Origin of the sequence: Klenkia sp. PcliD-1-E, from assembly GCF_024124375.1 — a bacterium.
Taxonomy (GTDB): Bacteria; Actinomycetota; Actinomycetes; order Mycobacteriales; family Geodermatophilaceae; genus Klenkia.
Window position 1 is genome coordinate 1 of the sequence record NZ_JAMXRZ010000055.1, and the last position, 20,771, is coordinate 20,771.

General features: G+C 75.4%; 19 protein-coding genes and 1 pseudogene. 17 read left to right on the forward strand and 3 right to left on the reverse strand.

The annotated features are described in order from the left end of the window. Positions 1–288: 288 nt before the first annotated feature. From rplU to def, 5 genes are all read left to right on the forward strand, one after another. Positions 289–609, forward strand: a complete 321-nt coding sequence (gene rplU, locus NH342_RS12425; protein ID WP_253015191.1) for a 50S ribosomal protein L21 — start codon at positions 289–291, stop codon at positions 607–609. A gap of 7 nt (positions 610–616) precedes the next feature. Continuing rightward, entirely contained in the window at positions 617–892 is a 276-nt protein-coding gene (gene rpmA, locus NH342_RS12430) for a 50S ribosomal protein L27 (RefSeq protein WP_253015192.1), read from the forward strand. 94 nt (positions 893–986) lie between these two features. Beyond that, a complete protein-coding gene (obgE, locus tag NH342_RS12435) occupies positions 987–2,474 on the forward strand; it encodes a GTPase ObgE (protein ID WP_253015193.1) in 1,488 nt (495 codons plus the stop codon). Beyond that, positions 2,471–3,589, forward strand: a complete 1,119-nt coding sequence (proB, locus tag NH342_RS12440) for a glutamate 5-kinase (protein WP_253015194.1) — start codon at positions 2,471–2,473, stop codon at positions 3,587–3,589. Before obgE ends, proB begins: the two co-directional genes overlap by 4 nt. A gap of 12 nt (positions 3,590–3,601) precedes the next feature. Beyond that, positions 3,602–4,081 (forward strand): peptide deformylase, encoded by a 480-nt coding sequence (gene def, locus NH342_RS12445; protein WP_253015195.1) that lies wholly within the window; start codon positions 3,602–3,604, stop codon positions 4,079–4,081. A gap of 95 nt (positions 4,082–4,176) precedes the next feature. Here def and NH342_RS12450 read toward each other — a convergent pair whose 3' ends face one another. Then, entirely contained in the window at positions 4,177–4,725 is a 549-nt protein-coding gene (locus NH342_RS12450; protein ID WP_253015196.1) for a GNAT family N-acetyltransferase, read from the reverse strand. A gap of 84 nt (positions 4,726–4,809) precedes the next feature. On the opposite strand from NH342_RS12450, the gene NH342_RS12455 reads away from it, so the two are divergent. The 7 genes from NH342_RS12455 (at position 4,810) to NH342_RS12485 (ending at position 11,577) form a co-directional block, all read left to right on the forward strand. Then, entirely contained in the window at positions 4,810–6,060 is a 1,251-nt protein-coding gene (locus NH342_RS12455) for a glutamate-5-semialdehyde dehydrogenase (RefSeq protein ID WP_253015197.1), read from the forward strand. 7 nt (positions 6,061–6,067) lie between these two features. Then, positions 6,068–6,955, forward strand: coding sequence for an AAA family ATPase (locus NH342_RS12460; protein WP_253015198.1), 888 nt, complete (start codon positions 6,068–6,070; stop codon positions 6,953–6,955). Next, positions 6,955–8,358 carry a VWA domain-containing protein gene (locus NH342_RS12465; RefSeq protein ID WP_253015199.1) on the forward strand — a complete coding sequence of 468 codons (1,404 nt, stop codon included), beginning with the start codon at positions 6,955–6,957 and terminating at the stop codon, positions 8,356–8,358. The genes NH342_RS12460 and NH342_RS12465 overlap by 1 nt, the downstream gene beginning before the upstream one ends. Positions 8,359–8,633: 275 nt before the next feature. Next, entirely contained in the window at positions 8,634–9,347 is a 714-nt protein-coding gene (gene nadD, locus NH342_RS12470) for a nicotinate-nucleotide adenylyltransferase (protein ID WP_253015200.1), read from the forward strand. Continuing rightward, entirely contained in the window at positions 9,344–9,826 is a 483-nt protein-coding gene (rsfS, locus tag NH342_RS12475) for a ribosome silencing factor (protein WP_253015201.1), read from the forward strand. Before nadD ends, rsfS begins: the two co-directional genes overlap by 4 nt. 32 nt (positions 9,827–9,858) lie before the next feature. After that, positions 9,859–10,623, forward strand: coding sequence for a histidine phosphatase family protein (locus NH342_RS12480; RefSeq protein WP_253015202.1), 765 nt, complete (start codon positions 9,859–9,861; stop codon positions 10,621–10,623). 84 nt (positions 10,624–10,707) lie between these two features. Then, entirely contained in the window at positions 10,708–11,577 is an 870-nt protein-coding gene (locus NH342_RS12485; RefSeq protein ID WP_253015203.1) for a DegV family protein, read from the forward strand. A gap of 18 nt (positions 11,578–11,595) precedes the next feature. Here NH342_RS12485 and NH342_RS12490 read toward each other — a convergent pair whose 3' ends face one another. Then, positions 11,596–13,191 carry a hypothetical protein gene (locus NH342_RS12490; RefSeq protein ID WP_253015204.1) on the reverse strand — a complete coding sequence of 532 codons (1,596 nt, stop codon included), beginning with the start codon at positions 13,189–13,191 and terminating at the stop codon, positions 11,596–11,598. Between the two features lie 93 nt (positions 13,192–13,284). On the opposite strand from NH342_RS12490, the gene NH342_RS12495 reads away from it, so the two are divergent. The 3 genes and pseudogenes from NH342_RS12495 to holA all read left to right on the forward strand — a co-directional run bounded on the left by NH342_RS12495 (position 13,285) and on the right by holA (position 17,746). Beyond that, positions 13,285–14,202 (forward strand): ComEA family DNA-binding protein, encoded by a 918-nt coding sequence (locus NH342_RS12495; protein WP_253015205.1) that lies wholly within the window; start codon positions 13,285–13,287, stop codon positions 14,200–14,202. 753 nt (positions 14,203–14,955) lie between these two features. Then, positions 14,956–16,356, forward strand: a pseudogene (locus NH342_RS24535) (ComEC/Rec2 family competence protein); the annotation flags it as partial. A gap of 385 nt (positions 16,357–16,741) precedes the next feature. Then, entirely contained in the window at positions 16,742–17,746 is a 1,005-nt protein-coding gene (gene holA, locus NH342_RS12505; RefSeq protein WP_374209434.1) for a DNA polymerase III subunit delta, read from the forward strand. A 71-nt stretch (positions 17,747–17,817) separates the two neighbouring features. On the opposite strand, the gene rpsT is transcribed toward holA, so the two are convergent. Further along, positions 17,818–18,078 carry a 30S ribosomal protein S20 gene (gene rpsT / locus NH342_RS12510; RefSeq protein WP_253015208.1) on the reverse strand — a complete coding sequence of 87 codons (261 nt, stop codon included), beginning with the start codon at positions 18,076–18,078 and terminating at the stop codon, positions 17,818–17,820. Between the two features lie 192 nt (positions 18,079–18,270). On the opposite strand from rpsT, the gene lepA reads away from it, so the two are divergent. Both lepA and NH342_RS12520 read left to right on the forward strand, forming a co-directional pair. After that, complete coding sequence (gene lepA, locus NH342_RS12515; protein WP_253015209.1) at positions 18,271–20,121, forward strand: translation elongation factor 4; 1,851 nt, start codon at positions 18,271–18,273, stop codon at positions 20,119–20,121. Next, positions 20,118–20,765, forward strand: coding sequence for an MOSC domain-containing protein (locus NH342_RS12520; protein ID WP_253015210.1), 648 nt, complete (start codon positions 20,118–20,120; stop codon positions 20,763–20,765). Before lepA ends, NH342_RS12520 begins: the two co-directional genes overlap by 4 nt. Positions 20,766–20,771: the final 6 nt, after the last annotated feature.

Here is a 20,771-nt window from a genome sequence, read left to right on the forward strand (position 1 = left end):
CGGCGGCGGCGCGCGGCCAGCCGACCGGCCGGACCGCCGGCCGAGTGACCTGCTGCGGCCCGGGGCACCCGCCCCGGGCCGCAGCGCGGACGCGGTGTCCGGCACAGGGGTTCGACCCCGGCCGTCGGGCTCGGGTACGCTAGCCGGGTTGCTCCGTCCGGAGTGGCTGCTGCCCTGCGCCTCGTGCGCAGTCGGCCGCGGGCCCCGGGTGCGTGAGCAGCCCGTCCCGCACACCGGCCCGCGCCGGGGTGCGCCCAGGACAACGAGAGACCTATCGAGGAGTCAGTGGTGTACGCAGTCGTCAAGGCCGGTGGGAAGCAGCACAAGGTGGCTGTCGGTGACCGGTTCACCGTCAACCGTCTCGAGGGGTCGGCCGGCGACACCGTGACCCTCCCCGTGGTGCTCCTGGTCGACGGCGACACCGTCACCAGCGACGCCGACGCGCTGGCGGAGGTCACCGCCACCGGCGAGATCGTCGAGCACGGCAAGGGCCCGAAGATCCGCATCCACAAGTTCAAGAACAAGACCGGTTACCACAAGCGCCAGGGGCACCGTCAGCCGCTGAGCGAGGTCGTGGTGACCGCCATCGGTTCCGAGAAGAAGGGCTGAGCACGCCATGGCTCACAAGAAGGGCGCATCGTCGTCCCGCAACGGTCGTGACTCCAACGCCCAGCGCCTGGGCGTCAAGCGCTTCGGCGGCCAGGTCGTCAAGGCCGGCGAGATCATCGTCCGCCAGCGCGGCACCCACTTCCACCCCGGCCTCGGCGTCGGCCGCGGCAAGGACGACACCCTGTTCGCCCTCACCCCCGGTGCGGTCGAGTTCGGCCGTCGCGGTGGCCGTCGCGTGGTGAACGTCCAGCTCGTCGAGCCGGCCCTCGAGCCGGCCAGCTGACACCAGCACACGTTCCACCAGCAGGGGCCCGGCGGATGACCCTCCGCCGGGCCCCTGCTGCGTCCGCACCACCGATCGTCTGAGAGGTACCACCGTGGCCGCGTTCGTCGACCGCGTGACCGTGCACGTCACCGCGGGCAACGGCGGCCACGGTGTGAGCTCCGTGCACCGCGAGAAGTTCAAGCCCCTCGGCGGGCCGGACGGCGGCAACGGCGGTGACGGCGGCGACGTCGTCCTCGTCGTCGACGCCAGCGTGCACACGCTGCTGGACTTCCACCACCACCCGCACCAGAAGGCGCCCAACGGCAAGCCCGGCGCCGGCGGGCACCGCAACGGCGCACGCGGTGAGGACGCCGTGCTGCGCGTCCCCGAGGGCACCGTCGTCAGCATCGGCGGTGAGGTGGTCGCGGACCTGATGGGCGTGGGCACCCGGCTGGTGCTCGCCGCCGGCGGCAAGGGCGGCCTCGGCAACGCCGCGCTGGCCAACGCCCGCCGCAAGGCCCCGGGCTTCGCGCTGCTCGGCGAGCCCGGCGAGGAGGTCGACGCCGTCCTCGAGCTCAAGAGCGTCGCCGACGTCGGCCTGGTCGGCTTCCCGTCGGCGGGCAAGTCCTCGCTGGTGGCCGCGATGAGCGCCGCCAAGCCGAAGATCGCCGACTACCCGTTCACCACGCTGGTGCCCAACCTCGGCGTCATCCGCTCCGGCGACGTCACCTACACGATGGCCGACGTCCCCGGCCTCATCCCCGGTGCGTCGGCCGGCAAGGGCCTGGGCCTGCAGTTCCTGCGGCACGTCGAGCGCTGCGCCGTCCTGGTGCACGTGGTCGACATGGCCACGATGGAGCCCGGCCGCGACCCCGAGACCGACATCGACGCCCTCGAGCACGAGCTGCGCGAGTACGACGACGAGCTCGACCTCGTCGGCCGGCTGCGCATCGCCGTCCTCAACAAGATCGACGTCCCGGACGGCCGCGAGCTGGTCGACCTGGTCCGCGCCACCCTGGAGGCGCGTGGCCTGCAGGTGTTCCCGATCAGCGCGGTCACCGGCGAGGGGCTGGCGGAGTTCGGCTTCGCCCTGGCCCGCGAGGTCGAGGCGCACCGCGCCTCGCTGCCCGCCCCCGACGCCGTCCGGATCACCCTCACCCCGCGCGCGGTCGACGACGGCGGGTTCAGCGTGCAGCCCGACGCCCGCACCGGCGGGTGGGTGGTGCTGGGCCTCAAGCCCGAGCGCTGGGTCCGGCAGACCGACTTCTCCAACGACGAGGCCGTGGGCTACCTCGCCGACCGGCTCAACCGGCTCGGGGTGGAGATCGAGCTGGCCAAGGCCGGCGCCGTGCCCGGCGACGCGATCACCGTCGGCGACGTCACCTTCGACTGGGAGCCGACCCTGCCCGCCGGCACCCTCACCGTCGAGGAGACCGCCGGCCTCGGTGGCCGCGGCACCGACGCCCGGCTGGAGAGCAACCACCGGCCGCGGGCCGAGGAGCGGCTGGCCGCCAAGCGCCGCCGCCGTACGCCCTACGAGCTGCTGGACCCGGAGGACAGCCTCGACGACCCGGACCCGAGCTGGGACGACGAGCCGTGAGCCGCGCGGCGGTCGCCGGCGCGCACCGGGTGGTCGTCAAGGTCGGCTCCTCCAGCCTCACCTCGCTGGAGCACGGCCTGGACACCGACCGGCTGCGCGCCCTGGTCGACGTCCTCGCCGGGCTGCGGGCCGCGGGGCGGGAGGTCGTGCTGGTGTCCTCCGGCGCGATCGGCACCGGTCTGGCGCCGCTGGGCATCACCGGCCGGCCCCGGGACCTGGCCACCGCGCAGGCGGCGGCCAGCGTCGGCCAACTGCGGCTGATGGCCGCCTACGCCGAGGCGTTCACCGCGCACGGCGCCACCGTGGGCCAGGTGCTGCTCACCGCCGACGACCTGACCCGCCGCGGGCACTACCGCAACGCCCGGCAGACCGTCGACCGGCTGCTGGCCCTGGGCGTGGTGCCGGTCGTGAACGAGAACGACACGGTCGCCACGGAGGAGATCCGGTTCGGCGACAACGACCGGCTGGCCGCGTTGGTGGCCCACCTCGCGGTCGCCGACGCGCTGGTCCTGCTGTCCGACATCGACGCGGTCTACGACGGCGACCCCCGCGAGGGCGCGGCGTCGCGGATCGACACCGTCTCCGACCCCGCCGAGCTGGCGTCGGTCGTGCTGGGGTCGGCGTCGCGGAACGGTGTGGGCACCGGCGGCATGGCGACCAAGGTCGAGGCCGCGTTCATCGCCGCGCGGGCCGGCGTCCCGGTCGTCGTCACCTCGACCGCGCAGGCCGGGGCGGCGCTCGCGGGGGAGCAGGTGGGCACGCTGTTCCCCGCCCACGGCCGGCGTCCCTCCGCCCGGCAGTTCTGGCTGCGCTACGCCTCCCGGCCCCGCGGGCAGGTGCTGCTGGACGCCGGCGCGGTCGCGGCCGTCCGCGACCGAGGCGCCTCGCTGCTGGCCGCCGGCATCACCGGGGTGGCCGGGGACTTCCTCGCCGACGACCCCGTCGAGCTGGTCGGGCCGGACGGCGTCGTCGTCGCCCGCGGCCTGGTCTCCTACGACGCCCGCGAGCTGCCGGCGCTGCTGGGCCGCAAGACCGCCGAGCTGGACCCGGAGCACCGCCGCGAGGTGGTGCACCGCGACGAGATGGTGCTCGTCCGCACGCGCGCGGGCGCCTGAGAGGATCCCCGCGTGGCCGTCCGTCCCCTCCGTGAGCTCGGTGACCCGGTGCTGCGCACCCCCTGCGACCCGGTGTTGGCCTTCGACGCGTCGCTGGCGGCGCTGGTCCGCGACCTGGAGGAGACCGTCGACCACCCCGGCCGGGCCGGCCTGGCGGCCAACCAGATCGGGGTCTCGTTGCGGGTGTTCTCCTACAACGTCGACGACGAGATCGGCCACCTGGTGAACCCGGTGATCGTCGAGCGGAGCGAGGAGACCCAGGACGGCGACGAGGGCTGCCTGTCGGTGCCCGGTCTCTACGCCCCCACGGTGCGGGCGATGTGGTGCGCCGCCGAGGGCTTCGACGTCGAGGGCAAGCCCCTGCGGCTGGAGGGCGAGGGACTCATGGCCCGCTGCCTGCAGCACGAGGTCGACCACCTGGACGGGAGAGTCTTCCTGGACCGGCTGACCGGCGACGCCCGCAAGGCCGCGCTGCGCGCCCTCCGCGGCTGAGGCGTTCCCCGTCCGCGTCCCGCCGCAGCTGATCATCGTCATCTGCAGCTCGGACGCGCCGGTCGTCGGCGTGGCCGACCTGCACGAGACGATGGTCAACCGGCCGAGGGGGCCCGGGCCCGCCACTCCTCGGCCAGCAGGCTGCCCAGCCAGGCGTCGTACCGGACGCCGCGGGCCACCGACATCCCTCGTGCGGTGCCCTCCATCGTGAACCCGCACTTCTTCGCCACCCGCCGGGACGGCTCGTTGCCGACCAGTGCCTCCCACCGGACGCCGGCGACGCCGCGCTCGGTGAACGCCCAGTCCAGGGCCAGGCCGACCGCCGTCGTCATGACGCCGCGGCCGCGGGCCCACGGGTGCAGGCCGTAGCCGACCGACGCCCAGCCCTCGCCGAAGCGCAGATCCACCGTGCCGGCGAACCGGCCGGCCACCTCGATCGCCCAGGACGCGGTGGAGTCGTCGGCCCAGCCCGCGCGGACGCGGTCGAGGAACCCGGCGGCCTGGTCCCTGGCGTAGGGGACCGGGATCGTGGTGAAGCGCTGCATCTCGGGGTCCTGGCACTGCTCCCAGACCGCGTCGAGGTCGGCCTCGGCGTGCGCCCGGAGCAGCACCTCGCCGTCGCGGAGCTGGGGCACCTGGGTCATGCCGGGCACGCTAGGCAGCGGGCGGCGCGGGGTCACGTCGGTTTCCGTGACGGTCAACGCTGACGGTTGCGTAAGCTCGGCCGCGTGCCCGAGGTCGAGCTGCCCCTGATCGGCGACGCCGCCCGTCGCGCCCGCGCCGCCGCCCGGGTGCTGCGCACGCTGCCGACCGCCACGAAGGACGGCGCCCTGCTGGCGATGGCCGACGCCCTGGTCGCGCACACCGACGACGTCCTGGCCGCCAACGCCGCCGACGTCGAGGCCGCCCGCGCCGGGGGCACCCCCGACGCCATGCTGGACCGGCTCCGGCTGGACGCCGACCGGGTCGCCGGCGTGGCCGAGGCGCTGCGCCAGCTCGTCGCGCTGCCCGACCCGGTGGGCGACGTCGTCCGCGGGTCGACCCTGGAGAACGGGCTGCAGCTGCGCCAGGTCCGGGTCCCGCTCGGCGTCGTGGGCATCGTCTACGAGGCCCGGCCGAACGTGACGGTGGACGCCGCGGGCCTGTGCCTGAAGAGCGGCAACGCCGCACTGCTGCGCGGCTCCGCCTCGGCGTACCGGACCAACGTCGCCCTGGTGCAGGTGCTCGCCGAGGCCGCAGCCAAGGCCGGCCTGCCCGACGACTGCGTGCAGCTGCTGCCCGCCGAGCGGGCCAGCGTCGGGGAGCTGCTGAACGCGCGCGGCCTGGTGGACGTCGTCATCCCGCGCGGTGGCGCCGAGCTGATCCAGCGGGTGGTCCGCGAGTCCACGGTGCCGGTCATCGAGACCGGGGTCGGCAACTGCCACGTCTACGTCGACGCCTCCGCCGACCCCGCGGTGGCCGAGGCCGTCGTCCTGAACGCGAAGACCCACCGGGTGAGCGTCTGCAACTCCGCGGAGACGCTGCTGGTGCACCGCGACTACCCGCAGCGCGAGCGGCTGCTCGCCGCGCTGGTCGACGCGGGGGTCACCCTGCACGGCGACGACGCAGCCCGCGCCGCGCACGACGCCGTCGTCCCGGCGACCGACGAGGACTGGGCGACCGAGTACCTGTCGATGGACATGGCCGTGCGGGTGGTCGAGGACGTCGACGCCGCACTGGACCACATCGCGGTGTGGGGGAGCGGGCACTCCGAGGCCATCCTCGCCGACTCGGCGATCGCGATCTCGGCCTTCGTCGCCGGGGTGGACGCCGCCGCCGTCCTGGTCAACGCCTCCACCCGGTTCACCGACGGCGGCGAGTTCGGGTTCGGCGCCGAGATCGGCATCTCCACCCAGAAGCTGCACGCCCGCGGCCCGCTCGGTCTGCCCGAGCTGACCTCCACCACCTACGTCGTGACCGGTTCCGGCCACACCCGATAGGAGCCCCGTGACCCACGCGCAGCAGGCCGCCCGGTTCGCCGACGTCGCGGACGTGTCCGCGCGGCTGGCCGCTGCCGGGTACCTCCCGGACGCCCAGATCGCCACCACGGTGTTCCTGGCCGACCGGCTGGGCAAGCCGCTGCTGGTCGAGGGGCCGGCCGGCACCGGCAAGACCGAGCTGGCGAAGGCGCTGGCCACGGCGACGTCGTCGGACCTGATCCGGCTGCAGTGCTACGAGGGCCTGGACGAGGCCCGCGCGCTCTACGAGTGGAACTACAAGAAGCAGCTGCTGCGCATCCAGGCCTCCCAGGGCGCCGACGGCGGCGCCGACTGGGGCGACCTGCACGACGACGTCTTCGGCGAGGAGTTCCTGCTCTCCCGCCCGCTGCTGACCGCCATCCGCCGGACCGACCCCACCGTGCTGCTCATCGACGAGACCGACAAGGCCGACGTCGAGGTCGAGGGCCTGCTGCTGGAGGTGCTCAGCGACTTCCAGGTCACCATCCCCGAGATCGGCACCATCGTGGCCACCCGCCGGCCGATGGTGGTGCTCACCTCCAACGCCACCCGCGAGCTGTCCGAGGCGCTCAAGCGACGCTGCCTCTACCTGGCGCTGGACTACCCCAGCGCCGAGCGGGAGCGGGAGATCGTGCTGTCCCGCGTGCCCGAGCTCGCGCCCGCGCTGGCCGAGCAGCTGGTGCGCACCGTGCGGGCGCTGCGGGCGATGGAGCTGAAGAAGTCGCCGTCGATCTCCGAGACCCTCGACTGGGCGCAGACCCTGCTCGCCCTGGGCCTGGACACCCTGGGCAACGACGAGGTCCGCGAGACCCTGGGTGTCGTGCTCAAGCACGCCAGCGACCAGACCCGGGCCGCCGCCGAGCTGCGGCTGAACTGATGGTCGACGGCGGCCTCCCGGCCCACCTCGACGGCTTCGTGCGGGCGGTGCGCGAGGCCGGCATCCCGGTGGGCATCTCCGCCGCCGTCGACGCCGCCCAGGTGCTCACCGCCGTCGACCTGCTCGACCGCGAGCAGCTGCGGCACGGGCTGGCCGCCGTCCTGCTGCAGCGGGCGGCGCAGCGCCCGACCTACGACGTGCTGTTCGACCTGTGGTGGCCGCTGTCGGACCGGCCCTCGCTTCCCGCCGAGGACGACGCCGACACCGAGGCGACCCCCGACGACGGGACGACGGACGCCGAGCGGCACGCCGCCCTGGCCGCGCAGCTGCGCGAGGAGCTGCTGCGCCGGCTGCTGGACGGCGACGAGGAGGCGCTGCGCCGCTTCGCCCGGACCGCCGTCGACCAGCTCGGCCAGGGCCAGCCCTCGGCGTCCGGGCAGTCCTTCTTCTCCTACCGGGTGCTGCGGGCGCTGTCCCCGGACACCCTGGTCTCCCAGCTGCTGGACGGCCTGCTCGGCGGCGCCGACCGCGGCGGCCTGGCCGAGCAGGTCGCCCGGCAGACCGTCCGGGAGCGGCTGGCCGCCTTCCGGGCCGCGGTCGAGGCCGAGGTCCGTCGCCGGTCCGCGGCCGAGCGCGGTCGCGACCGGGTCGCCCGGACGGCGGTCAAGCCGTTGGCCGACCAGGTGGACTTCCTGCGGGCCCAGTCGGCCGACCTCGCCGAGCTGCGCCGGTCGGTGGCGCCGCTGGCCCGGCGGCTGGCCGCCCGGCTGTCGGCCAAGCGCCGGATGGGCCGGGAGGGCCGGCTGGACTTCCGCCGCACCGTGCGGGCGTCGCTGGCCACCGGCGGGGTGCCCGTGGTGACCCACCACAAGCCGCGCACCGTGCACAAGCCCGAGCTGGTCGTGCTGTGCGACATCAGCGGGTCGGTGGCCGGGTTCAGCCACTTCACCCTGATGCTCACCCAGGCGCTGCGGGAGCACTTCTCCGGCGTCCGGGCCTTCGCGTTCGTGGACTCCACCGACGAGGTGACGCGGTTCTTCGCACCCGGCGCCGACGTCGCCGACGCGGTGCAGCGGATCGGCCGGGAGGCCGAGGTGGTGACCTTCGACGGCCACAGCGACTACGGCAACGCCCTCGGGGTGTTCGCCGAGAAGTGGGCGACCGCGGTCGGCCCGAAGACGTCGCTGCTGGTGCTGGGGGACGGGCGGACGAACTACCGCCAGCCCGGGTTGCCTGTGCTGGCCGACCTGGTGCGCCGCGCGCGGTCGGCGTACTGGTTGAACCCGGAGCCGGCCCGGCTGTGGGGGAGCGGTGACTCCGCCGCCGACCGGTACGCCGAGGTCATCCCGATGGTCGAGGTGCGCAACGCCGCCCAGCTCGCGGAGTTCGTCACCACCCTGTGAACCCGCCGTGGGTTCGATTCCATGGCGCGCAACGATTTTTCTCCGTTCCCGGCCGTAACCCGGACCGGGCAGTGCCGTTGGTCAGCGTGGAGGCAGGGATGCCTCCACGCGCCGACCGGGGAACCCGTCGGCCGGCCGGCCGGCGGCACGGGGGCGCCGGCCGGGGGCCGGTCCGCCCACGCCGAGCAGGCGAGGGTCGGACCGGCCCGCACGCGTGCCCGTCGACCTGCACGATCGCCCCGCTGGCCACCGGCGGACCGGGCTACGCTGCTCCGGTGGCGGGCAGTCGGCTGGGCGTGATGGGTGGCACCTTCGACCCGGTGCACCACGGTCACCTGGTGGCGGCCAGCGAGGTGGCCAGCCTGTTCGAGCTGGACGAGGTCGTCTTCGTGCCGACCGGTGAGCCGTGGCAGAAGGCCGACCGGCAGGTCAGCCACGCCGAGGACCGCTACCTCATGACCGTCATCGCCACCGCGTCCAACCCGCGGTTCTCGGTCAGCCGGGTCGACGTCGACCGCGGTACGACCACCTACACCATCGACACGCTCACCGACCTGCACCGGCAGCGACCCGACGCCGAGCTTTTCTTCATCACCGGCGCCGATGCGCTGGCCCAGATCGTCGGGTGGCGCGACACCGAGCACCTGTTCGACCTCGCCCACTTCGTCGGCGTCACCCGGCCCGGGTACCAGCTGGCCAGCACGGACCTGCCGGCCGACGGCGTGAGCCTGGTCGAGATCCCCGCCCTGGCGATCAGCTCGACCGACTGCCGCGACCGGGTCCGGCGGGGCATGCCGGTCTGGTACCTCGTCCCCGACGGCGTGGTGCAGTACATCGAGAAGCGCGGCCTCTACCGCGACGGCGTCCCGGCCACCCCGCCCGGGCAGCTGCTGCCCGGCACCGGCGTCCGCCACACCGACGCCCCCGTCCCCCCGCCGGCGGTCGACCCCGACCCCGGCACCACCGAGCTCCAGGAGATCCCCCGATGACCGCCTCGACCGAGGCCCGCGAGACCGCGCTGGTGGCCGCCCAGGCCGCCGCCGACAAGCTCGCCACCGACGTGTCGATCGTCGACGTCAGCGACCGGCTGGCCATCACCGACGCCTTCGTGCTGGCGTCGGCCCCCAACGAGCGGCAGGTGCAGTCCATCGTCGACGAGGTCGAGGACCGGCTGCGCCAGCACGGCATCAAGGCCGTGCGCCGCGAGGGCGTGGCCGAGGCCCGGTGGGTGCTGCTGGACTTCGTCGACGTCGTGGTGCACGTCCAGCACGCCGAGGAGCGTGCCTACTACTCCCTCGAGCGGCTGTGGAAGGACTGCCCGGTGATCCCGTTCGTCGACAGCGCACTGCCGTCCTCGCCGGACGGCACGACCGCCGGGGGCACCCCGGCCCCCGGCGACGCCCCGGGTGGTGAGGACACGGCTGCCGGTGACGCGGACGTGCCCGGGCAGACCGACCCCGACCGGTGAGCGTGGGCACGGGGGAACAGACCGCACCGAGCGTGGCACGGGTCCTGGTCTGGCGGCACGGCCGCACCGAGTGGAACGCCAGCGGGCGTTTCCAGGGCCAGCTCGACCCGCCGCTGGACGACACCGGCCGGGCCCAGGCGCGCCGGGCGGCGGAGGCGCTGGCGGCCGAGCTGCCGGCCGAGGCGCTGGTCGTGACCAGCGACCTGGTCCGGGCACGGGACACCGCGCAGGCGCTCGCCGACTCCCTGGGCACCCGGTTGCGGATCGAGCCACGGCTGCGCGAGCACGGTCTGGGCAGCTGGGAGGGCCGCACCCGCGAGGACGTCGCCCGCGACCTGCCCGAGCAGTACGCGGACTGGACGCACGGCCGTCCGGTCCGCGGCCGCGGTGGCGAGGACCCCGCCGACGTGGCCCGCCGGGCGCTGGCTGCCGTCGCCGACCTGCCCCCGGCCCCGGTGGCCGTCCTGGTCACCCACGGCGGGACGGGCGGCCGGTTGATCGAGGCACTGCTGAGCCTGGGTCCCGAGCACCGCCGCATCTTCGGCCCCCTCGGCAACTGCCACTGGACCGAGCTCGCCCACCAGGGCAGCCGCTGGCGGGTGCTGCGGCACAACGCCTCGGCCACGGGCGGCGCACCGGGCATCCCGCGCCGCTCCGGTGCCGACACCGGCCCGGACGTCGCGGAGGCGGCCGGCGTCGCCGACGCCGCACCCGCTGCCGGCGGGCAACCGGTCGCGGCCGGCGCCACGCCGGAGGAGGCCCCGCCGGCTCCGACGGACGCCGACGCCCTGTCCTGACCCTGCCGTCCCGCATGCCGGCCGCGGCCTGCGGCCGGTGGCTGCCCTGCGCCGGCGCGGGGGCAGCCGGTTAGCCTCGCGCCCATGCCGGTCGCCGTGGTCACCGACTCCACGGCCTACCTGCCCGGTCCGCTCGTCTCGGATCTCGACGTCGAGGTCGTGCCGCTCTACGTGGTGCTGACCGGGCGCTCCGGCCGCGAGGGCGTCGACGTGGGGCCTGCCGAGGTGGCCCGGACGCTGGCGGTGAAGGGCCAACACGTGACCACCTCCAGGCCCACCCCGGGCGACTTCGTCGCGGCCTACCGCCGGCGCCTGGACACCGGCGCCGACCGCATCGTCTCGGTCCACCTGTCCCGCGAGCTGTCGGGCACCTGGGACGCGGCGCGCACGGCCGCGGCGCAGGTCGGTGAGCACCTGGTGACCGTCGTCGACAGCCGCACCGCGGCCATGGGCACCGGTTTCGCCGTGCTGGCCGCCGCCCGGGCCGCGGCGGCCGGGGCCGAGGCGGACCAGGTGGCGGCGGCGGCGCAGCGGACCGCGGACGCCGGCAGCACCCTGTTCGTCCTGGACACCCTGGACCACCTGCGGCGTGGTGGCCGGATCGGACCCGCGGCGGCGGCCCTGGGCACGGCCCTCGCCGTGCGGCCCGTGCTGCACGTGCAGGACGGGCGCATCGTGGCGCTGGAGAAGGTCCGCACCACCTCGCGCGCGGTCGCGAAGCTGGTGCAGCGCGTGGCCGACCTGTGCGGCGACCGGCCGGTGTCCCTGGCGGTGCACCACCTGGCGGCGGCAGCGCGGGCCGACGCGCTCGCCGACCAGCTGAGGGAGCGGGTACCGGGCGTGCAGGACCTCTACGTCAGCGAGCTCGGCGCCGCGATCGGTGCCCACGTCGGCCCCGGTGCACTGGGGGTGGTCGTCGACCCCACGGCCACCCCCGCGGGCGTCGACGCCTGAGCGCGGCCGCCCTCCGGGTCAGCAGTGCCCGGACGGCCGCCAGCTGCTGGTGACGGAGACCGTCCCGGCGGAGGCGGCCCGCAGCCGGACCGTGCCCGCCACCGCACCCGGTTGCAGGCAGCCGTCACCGACCAGCGTCAACCGGTCGTCCCAGAACAGCGACAGCACGACGTCGCCGGCGCCACCGACCGAGAGGTCCAGCTCCCGCCGGTCGCTGCTGCGCACCTGCGCGTCGCCGGAGAGCACCACGCCCGGGCCCTCGACCGCGTAGAGCGACCAGGTGCCGTCGGACCACACCCGGTCCACCCCGGGCACGCCCCGACGGACCAGCGCGGCCTCCTCGCGGCCGGCCCAGTCCGGCCGCTGCTCGGCCAGCGCCACGTAGGACACCCCACGCGCGCGCAACCAGGCGAGGTAGCTGGCGGCATCCAGGCTCCCGTCGTAGAACACCGGGTTCCGGGCGACGTCCAGCTGGCGGGTCCAGCCCCGGGCCACGGGCACCTGGTGCCCCATCGCGGCGTCCGAGTGGTCGGCCAGCGGCACCACCTCGACCCGGCCCACCGGGCCCCGGCTGTGCAGCTCCGCCAGCAGCGGCGCCGCGGCCCGCTCCACCGTCGCGGTGTCCCGCGGGACCAGGTCCTGCGGGACCAGCGGGGGGAGCACCCACGTCACCAGCAGCGCCGCCAGACCCGCGAGCAGCGTCGGCCGGCCCGGCGCGGCCACCAGCACGGGCACCGCGAACAGCAGCACCAGCCGGGTCGTGTTCGAGCCCATCGGGTCGGGCACCAGCCATGCCGCGAGCAGCGCCGCCACGGTCAGCGCGGCGCCCACCCGGACCACCGGCAGCCGGCGACCGACCACCGCCAGCACCACCACCGCGGCGAGGGCTGCGCCCAGCATCTGGTGGGCGCTGCCGGTCATCGGGCCCCCGGCGGCGCCCAGCAGCAGCATCGTCCCCAGGGGCGCGGCTGCCCCCACCAGCAGCGCCACGACCTGCGATCCGCACCGTGACCTCCGACCGCCGGCCACCCACCCTGCCACCCACCAGGCCACCGCAGCGAGGCCGACGAACACCCCGGCCACCGGGCTCAGCGCACCCGCCAGGGCCGCCAGCGACCCGGCGGCCAGCCGCCGCCACGTCGTCGCCGGCCCCGGCCGCCCGGCCACCAGCAGCGCCACCAGGCCCGCCGCCGCGCCCATCGCGAACGTCGTCCGGCCCGACAGCTGGTCGGCCAGGAACGCCAGGGCGCCGAGCACCGCGACCGCCCGTTGCCGGACCGCCCCCGCCCGCACCAGCAGGCGGGTCGTCGCCCACGCGCCGACCGTGCTGCTCAGCACCCCTGCCACGACTGGGCCCACCAGCGCCAGCACCCACGGCGCCAGCAGGCTGTAGGAGACGGCCGGTGAGCCGGCGTACCAGGCCAGGTCCACCGGATGCCCACCGCCGGAGGCGGCCCAGGACTGCCACCACCGCTGCGCGACCAGGTCGCCGCCCCCGACCGGTAGCAGCTCCACCAGCACCCCGCCGAGCAGCCCGACGAGCGCCGCCAGGTGGGCTGCGTCGGGACGGGTCGCGGAGCGGGGACACCGCGCCAGGCTTACCCGTGGCGGCATGGGGCTGCATGCTGCCATCCACAGCTGGGGGTCCTGTCCACAGATGTGCCGGAGAGCGTCCGCGCCTGGGCGTACGGGCCTACGGTCCGCGCCGTGCTGTTCTCCTCCCGGCGGACCGACGACGCCGACGTCATCCGGGCCCGGCTGCGGGCGTTGCTCGACGAGGGCACCGGTCGACGGGGCTGGCTGCCCGACGACCTGCCCGACGGCCCGCCCAGGGGTGGCCGCCCCACCGACGACCTCCCCGCCGACGAGTTCGGCGAGGACGACGACGGCGAGGACGACGACGCCTGGACGACCGCGCCGGCGACCGCGGTGACCGAGCCGGTCGGGCCCGGGAGCACCGCTGCACCGACGACCGGCCGGCACCGGGCCGCGGGTGCCGGCACGCGGCTGGACCCGGGCCCGCACGGCACCCGGACCCTGTGGTTGGTGGCCGTGCTCGCCGCGGTCGCCGTCGCGCTGTGGAGCTGGACGGGCCGGCCCGACGTCGCGCCCGTCGACGGCGGCGCCGTGCCCGCAGCCAGCACGACGTCGCCGGACCCGACCAGCGGTCCGCCGGCCGCGGGCACGACCGCGCCACCCGCGGACGTCGTCGTGGTCTCCGTGGTCGGGTTGGTGGTGTCACCGGGCCTGGTGACCCTGCCCGCGGGGTCGCGGGTCGCCGACGCCCTCGCCGCGGCCGGCGGGCTCCTCCCGGGCACCGACCCCGCCGCCGTCAACGCGGCGGCCCTGCTCACCGACGGCCAGCAGATCGCCGTCGGGGTCCCCGGCGCGGCCGACCCCGGGTCCCCCGGAACCGGGATCGCCCCGGCCGCCGGGACGGTCGACCTGAACACCGCGACGCTGGCCGACCTCGACGGGCTGCCCGGGATCGGCCCCGTCCTCGCCCAGCGCATCCTCGACCACCGGGCCCAGCACGGGCCCTTCGGGAGCGTGCAGGAGCTCGACGACGTCAGCGGCATCGGGCCGGCCCTGTTCGCCGAGGTCTCCCCGTTGGTCTCCGTCTGACATCCCGGGTAGCAGGTCGACCGGCGAGCCGCCGCCCGTCGTCCACACCGGCCCGGCCCGTCCACAGATCGCCGCGGGCCGGTCGACCGGGCCCCGCGCCTCCCTAGCGTCGCCCGCGTGCGGGTGCAGCGGCGACGGGTCGAGGAGCGGTGGTCCTGGACCGACCTGCGCCTGGTGCCCCCGGCGCTGGCGGTGTGGTCGACCACGCTGCTCCACCTGCCCCCGACCGCAGCCCTGGCCGTGTCGGCCGGGGCGGTCACCACCGCGGTCGCCGTGCACCGCTCCGGCCGGGGCGCTGGCCGTCGGGTCGCGCTGGTGGCCCTCGCCGGGGTGCTCGCGGCGTCGGCCGCCGGTGCCGTCCGCGGCGCCGAGCGGGGCGCATCCCCCGTGCTCGACCTGGCCGAACGGGGCAGCACCGCGACCCTGGTGGTCGAGGTGGCCGAGCAGCCGCACGCCCTGGCCGGCGGGCCGGGCCCGGCGAGGGTGCTCGTCCCCGCCACGGTCGTGGAGGTCGTCGGCGGGCCGGCGCTGCGGCGGGTGCCGGTCGTCCTGTTCGGCCCGGTCGCCGACTGGGACGGCGTCCGGCCCGGCACGGTCGCGACGGTCCGCGCGACCGTCCGTCCCGCCCAGGACGGGGACGTGGCCGTCGCGGCGCTCAGCGCGAGGACGGCACCCGTCGTCGAGCGCGGGCCCGGGCCGGCGCAGGCGATCGCCGGTGAGCTCCGGGCGGGCCTCGGCAGCGCATCGGCGCGGGTGCTGCCCCCCGATCCCGCGGGGCTGCTGCCCGGGCTGGTCGTCGGCGACACGAGCGGGATGCAGCCCGGTGTCACCGCGGACTTCCGCCGCGCCGGGCTGGGCCACCTGACCGCGGTCTCCGGCGCCAACGTGGCCATCGTGCTCGCGCTGCTGCTCCGGCCCCTGCGGCGGAGGGCCGTGCACCGGCGGTGGCAGGCCGTCGCGGGGTCTGCCGGCCTGGTGGGGTTCGTCCTGCTCGCCGGCCCGAGCCCCAGCGTGCTGCGGGCGGGTGCGATGGGTGCGGTGACGCTGCTGGCCCTGGCCTCCGGTCGGGCCCGGGTCGCGGTGCCCGCCCTCTCGGCGGCGGTGTGCGTCCTGCTCGTCGTCGACCCCGCCCTGGCCACCGACGGCGGCTTCGCCCTGTCGGTGGTCGCGACCGCCGGCATCGTGCTGCTCGCACCGGGCTGGTCACGCCGCTGGCGGGTCCTGGGCCTGCCCGGCCCGGTCGCCGACGCCCTCGCCGTGAGCGCCGCCGCGGGGTTGGTGACCGCGCCGCTGGTCGCCGGCCTGTCCGGGCTGGTCAGCCTGGTCTCGCTGCCGGCGAACCTGCTCGCCGCGCCCGCGGTCGCCCCGGCCACGGTCCTCGGCCTGCTCGCCGTCCTCGTCGCACCGGTCGCGACGGGACCGGCCGACCTGCTCGTGTGGGCCGCGGGATGGCCCACCCGCTGGTTGGTGCTCGTCGCCGACCGCGCTGCCGCGGTCCCCGACGGCGCGTTCGGCTGGCCCGCCGGGGTCACCGGCTCCCTCCTGCTGGTCGCGCTCCTCGCCGCCGGCGCCGCGGCGCTGGTCCGCTGGCCGCGCACCCGGCCGCTGGCGGTGGCGGCGGTGCTGGGGGTGGTCGTCCTGGGCTGGCCGGCCCGCCAGCTCGCCGACGGCTGGCCGGTCCCGGGGACGGTCCTCGTCGCCTGCGACGTCGGCCAGGGTGACGCGCTGGTCCTGCCCACCGGCGAGGGTGCCGCGGTCCTGGTGGACGCCGGTCCCGACCCGGTGCTGGTCGACGCGTGCCTGACCCGGCTCGGGGTCGAGCGGCTCCCGCTGGTGCTGCTGTCCCACCTCGACGCCGACCACGTCACCGGCCTCCCGGGCGCCCTGGCCGGCCGCGAGGTCGGCGAGGTGGCGACCGGCGTGCTCGCCCCCACCGAGGACCGGGTCGGGCGGGTCGCCGACCAGGTCGCGGCCGCCGGCGGCGAGCTGGTCGTGCTGCCCGCCGGCACGGAGCGGACCGTCGGCAGCGCGACCATCGAGGTGCTGGCCCCCGGGGCCGACGACGCCCGCGCCGGCGTCGACCCGAACGCGCTGTCCGTGCTGGCCCGGGTCACCCAGCACGGCATCACCACGCTGTTCACCGGCGACCTCGGTGCCGACCGCGAGGCCCGGCTCGCCGAGGGGGACCTCGACCTGCGCGCCGACGTCCTGAAGGTGCCCCACCACGGCAGCGGGGACGTCGACCCGGGGTTCCTGGCCGCGGTCGGTGCCCGCGTGGCCCTGGTGTCGGTGGGGGCCGACAACGACTACGGCCACCCCGCTGCGCGGTTGCTCGACCTGCTGGCCGTCGACGAGGTCCCGGTGCACCGCACCGACCTGGAGGGCGACCTCGCGGTGGTCGGTGACGCGGGGGACTGGGGGGTGACCGCACGCGGGGTGGACGACGTCCAGCGCGCCGTGGCCGCGGCACCCGGCCAGGGGTTCCCAGCAGTTGTCCGGGCCACCCGGGATCGTCGGAGCCCCGTGACACGATGGCCGCGTGCCGCAGACCGCCTCCGCGCCGCCCCCGCTGTCCCGGCTGCGGCTGGTCGTCGGCGAGGAGGAGCTGCTGCGCGCGCGGGCGGTCGCCGAGGTCCGGGCCGCGGTCCGCCAGCAGGACCCCGAGTCCGAGGAGCACGAGCTCGCCGCGGCCGGGCTCCCGGTGGGCGAGCTGGCCGACGTGCTCGCCCCGTCGTTGTTCGGCGGGCACCGGCTCGTGGTGGTCACCGGGGTGCACGAGGCGGCGGGCGCGCTGGTCGACTCCCTCCTCAGCTACGCGAAGGACCCCGACGACGGCCTGACGCTGGTGCTGGTGCACTTCGGCGGGAGGCGCAACGAGGCGCTGCTGCAGGCCTTCCGCAAGGCCGGCGCCGCCGAGGACACCTGCGCCAAGCTCACCTCACCCGGTGACCGGATGGGCTTCGTGCGCAACGAGGTCCGGCGGGTGGGCGGCCGGATCACCGCCGACGCCGCCGGCGCCCTGCTGGACGCCGTCGGCAACGACCTGCGCTCGCTGTCGGCAGCGGTCAGCCAGCTGGTGTCGGACTTCGGCGGGTCGATCGACGCCGACGCGGTCGCCCGCTTCCACCGCGGGCAGGCCGAGGTCACCGGTTTCACCGTCGCCGAGCGGGTGCTGGTCGGCGACAACGCCGGGTCCGTCGAGATGCTGCGATGGGCGCTGGACCGCGGGGTGCCGCACGTCCTGGTCGCCGATGCCCTCGCCGACGGCGTGCGCACCGCGGCCCGGGTGGCGGCGGTGGGCAGCTCGAACGTCGGTGACCTGGCCCGGCAGCTGAAGATGCCGCCGTGGAAGGTCAAGAAGGCCCAGGCACAGGCGCGGGGGTGGAGCATCCCGGCCCTGCAGCAGGCCGTCGGCGTGGTCGCGGAGCTCAACGCCGACGTCAAGGGCGTGGCCGCGAGCGCGGACTACGCGCTGGAGCGGGCCGTGCGGCGGATCGTCGAGCTGCGGGCGACGTCGGGTGCGGGGCGGGGCGCCCGGCGTTGAACCGGCCCCGGAACGCGACGAGCCCCCGTCCCCGGCGCCGGGGAGGGGGGCTCGTCGAGGGAGCGGGGGCCTCAGAGCGAGGCGGCCTGCTTGGCCAGCGCCGACTTGCGGTTGGCGGCCTGGTTCTTGTGGATGACGCCCTTGCTGACGGCCTTGTCCAGCAGCTTGCTGGCGTTGCGCAGGGCGGTGGCGGCGGCGTCCTTGTCCCCCGAGTCGGCCGCGGTGTGGAACCGCCGGACCGAGGTCTTCAGGGCGGACTTGACCGCGACGTTGCGCTGGCGCGCCTTCTCGTTGGTCTTGATCCGCTTGATCTGGGACTTGATGTTCGCCACGCGTGAGCCTCTGGGTCTTCTCGGGGAAAGTCTTCTCGAGCGTCCACAGCGCATCAGGCGTCCTGCGGACCGGTTCGCCAGGCTACCAGCCCACCCGGGGCGTGCCCAGCGGCCCGTGGTGCGGTGCGCACCACGTCCGCGGACGGACCCAGGTCCCGGCGGTGCTCCTGCTCGCCGCCGCGGCGTGGGACGATGGCAGGCACTGTGACTGCTCCCGCCCGCACCGACCCGGCCCGCATCCGGAACTTCTGCATCATCGCCCACATCGACCACGGCAAGTCGACGTTGGCCGACCGGATGCTCGAGGTCACCGGGATCATCGAGGCGCGCCAGATGCGCGCCCAGTACCTCGACCGCATGGACATCGAGCGCGAACGCGGCATCACCATCAAGTCGCAGAACGTGCGGCTGCCGTGGGCCCCGCGCGCCGGTGAGCACGCCGGCGTCGAGCACGTGCTGGACATGATCGACACCCCGGGCCACGTGGACTTCACCTACGAGGTGTCCCGCTCGCTGGCCGCCTGCGAGGGCGCGGTGCTGCTGGTGGACGCGGCCCAGGGGATCGAGGCGCAGACGCTGGCCAACCTGTACCTGGCGATCGAGAACGACCTGACGATCATCCCGGTGCTCAACAAGATCGACCTGCCCGCGGCGCAGCCGGAGAAGTACGCCGCGGAGATCGCGCACATCATCGGCTGCGACCCCGACGACGTCCTGCGGGTCAGCGGCAAGACCGGCGAGGGCGTACCCGAGCTGCTCGACCGCATCGTCGAGCAGATCCCGGCCCCCACCGGCGTCGACGAGGGCCCCGCCCGGGCCATGATCTTCGACTCGGTCTACGACATCTACCGCGGCGTCATCACCTACGTCCGCGTCGTCGACGGCCGGATCAACAGCCGCGACCGGATCAAGATGATGTCCACCGGCGCCACTCACGAGCTGCTCGAGATCGGCGTCATCTCACCGGAACCCAAGCCGGTCGAGGGCCTGGGCGTGGGCGAGGTGGGCTACTTCATCACCGGGGTGAAGGACGTCCGCCAGTCCAAGGTCGGCGACACCGTCACCCTGCAGCACGCCGCGGCCACCGAGCCGATCGGCGGCTACTCCGACCCCAAGCCGATGGTCTACTCCGGCCTCTACCCGGTCGACGGCAGCGAGTACCAGCTGCTGCGCGAGGCGCTGGACAAGCTGCTGCTCAACGACGCCGCGCTCACCTACGAGCCCGAGACGTCGGCCGCGCTGGGCTTCGGCTTCCGGGTCGGCTTCCTGGGCCTGCTGCACCTGGAGATCGTCCGGGAGCGGCTGGAGCGCGAGAGCAACCTGAGCCTGATCTCCACCGCGCCCAACGTGGTCTACCGGGTGGAGATGGAGGACGGCAGCGAGCACGTCGTCACCAACCCCAGCGACTGGCCGCACGGCAAGATGGCCGCGATCCACGAGCCGATCGTCAACGCCACCGTCATCGCCCCCAGCGACTACACCGGCACGATCATGGAGCTCTGCCAGAGCCGCCGCGGGTCGCTGTCGGGCATGGACTACCTGTCGGAGTCGCGGGTCGAGCTGCGCTACACGCTGCCCCTCGGCGAGATCATCTTCGACTTCTTCGACGCGCTGAAGTCCCGAACCCGCGGCTACGCGAGCCTGGACTACGCCGAGGCCGGGGAGCAGCAGGCCGACCTGGTCAAGGTCGACATCCTGCTGCAGGGCGAGGCCGTCGACGCCTTCTCCTCGATCGTGCACAAGGACAAGGCCTACAGCTACGGCGTGATGATGGCCGGGAAGCTGCGCGAGCTCATCCCGCGCCAGCAGTTCGAGGTGCCCATCCAGGCCGCCGTCGGCGCCCGGGTGATCGCCCGCGAGACCGTCCGCGCGATCCGCAAGGACGTCCTCGCCAAGTGCTACGGCGGCGACATCTCGCGCAAGCGCAAGCTGCTGGAGAAGCAGAAGGAGGGCAAGAAGCGGATGAAGATGGTCGGCCGCGTCGAGGTCCCCCAGGAGGCATTCGTCGCCGCGCTCTCCAACGCCGAGCCCGCGAAGAAGTGACCGGCCGGGTCGAGGCCGTCTGCGTCTCCGGCAGCGACCTGCTGCCCCTGCCGGGCAAGCGGCCGGCATCGACCGGGATCCGCAAGCGGCCCCTGACGGGCCGGGTCGCGGTCCTCGAGGAGACGCTGGACGGCGACCGGCAGGTCAACCGCAGGCACCACGGCGGCGAGGGCCAGGCCGTCTACGCCTACGCCGACGAGGACGCCGCCTGGTGGGAGGCCGAGCTGCGCCGTGATCTGCCGGCCGGGTCGTTCGGGGAGAACCTGCGGACGACGGGGCTCGACCTGACCGGCGCCGTGCTGGGCGAGCACTGGGCCGTGGGCAGCGCGCTGTTCCAGGTCACCGGCCCGCGCATCCCCTGCGCGAACTTCGCCCGCTTCTGGGACGTCCCCGACCTGGTGAAGCGGTTCACCGCGCACGGCGCCAGCGGTGCCTACCTCCGGGTGCTGCGCACCGGCGAGGTCGGGGCCGGTGACGCCGTCGAGGTCGTGCACCGCCCCGACCACGGCGTCACCGCCGGCACGTTCTTCCGGGCGCTGACCACCCAGAAGGCGCGGCTGGTGGAGATCGAGCCTGCGCTGGACGTCGTCCCGCACAAGGACCGGGACAAGCTGGCCCGGCGGATCGCCGCGCTCGTCGGCTGAACCGTC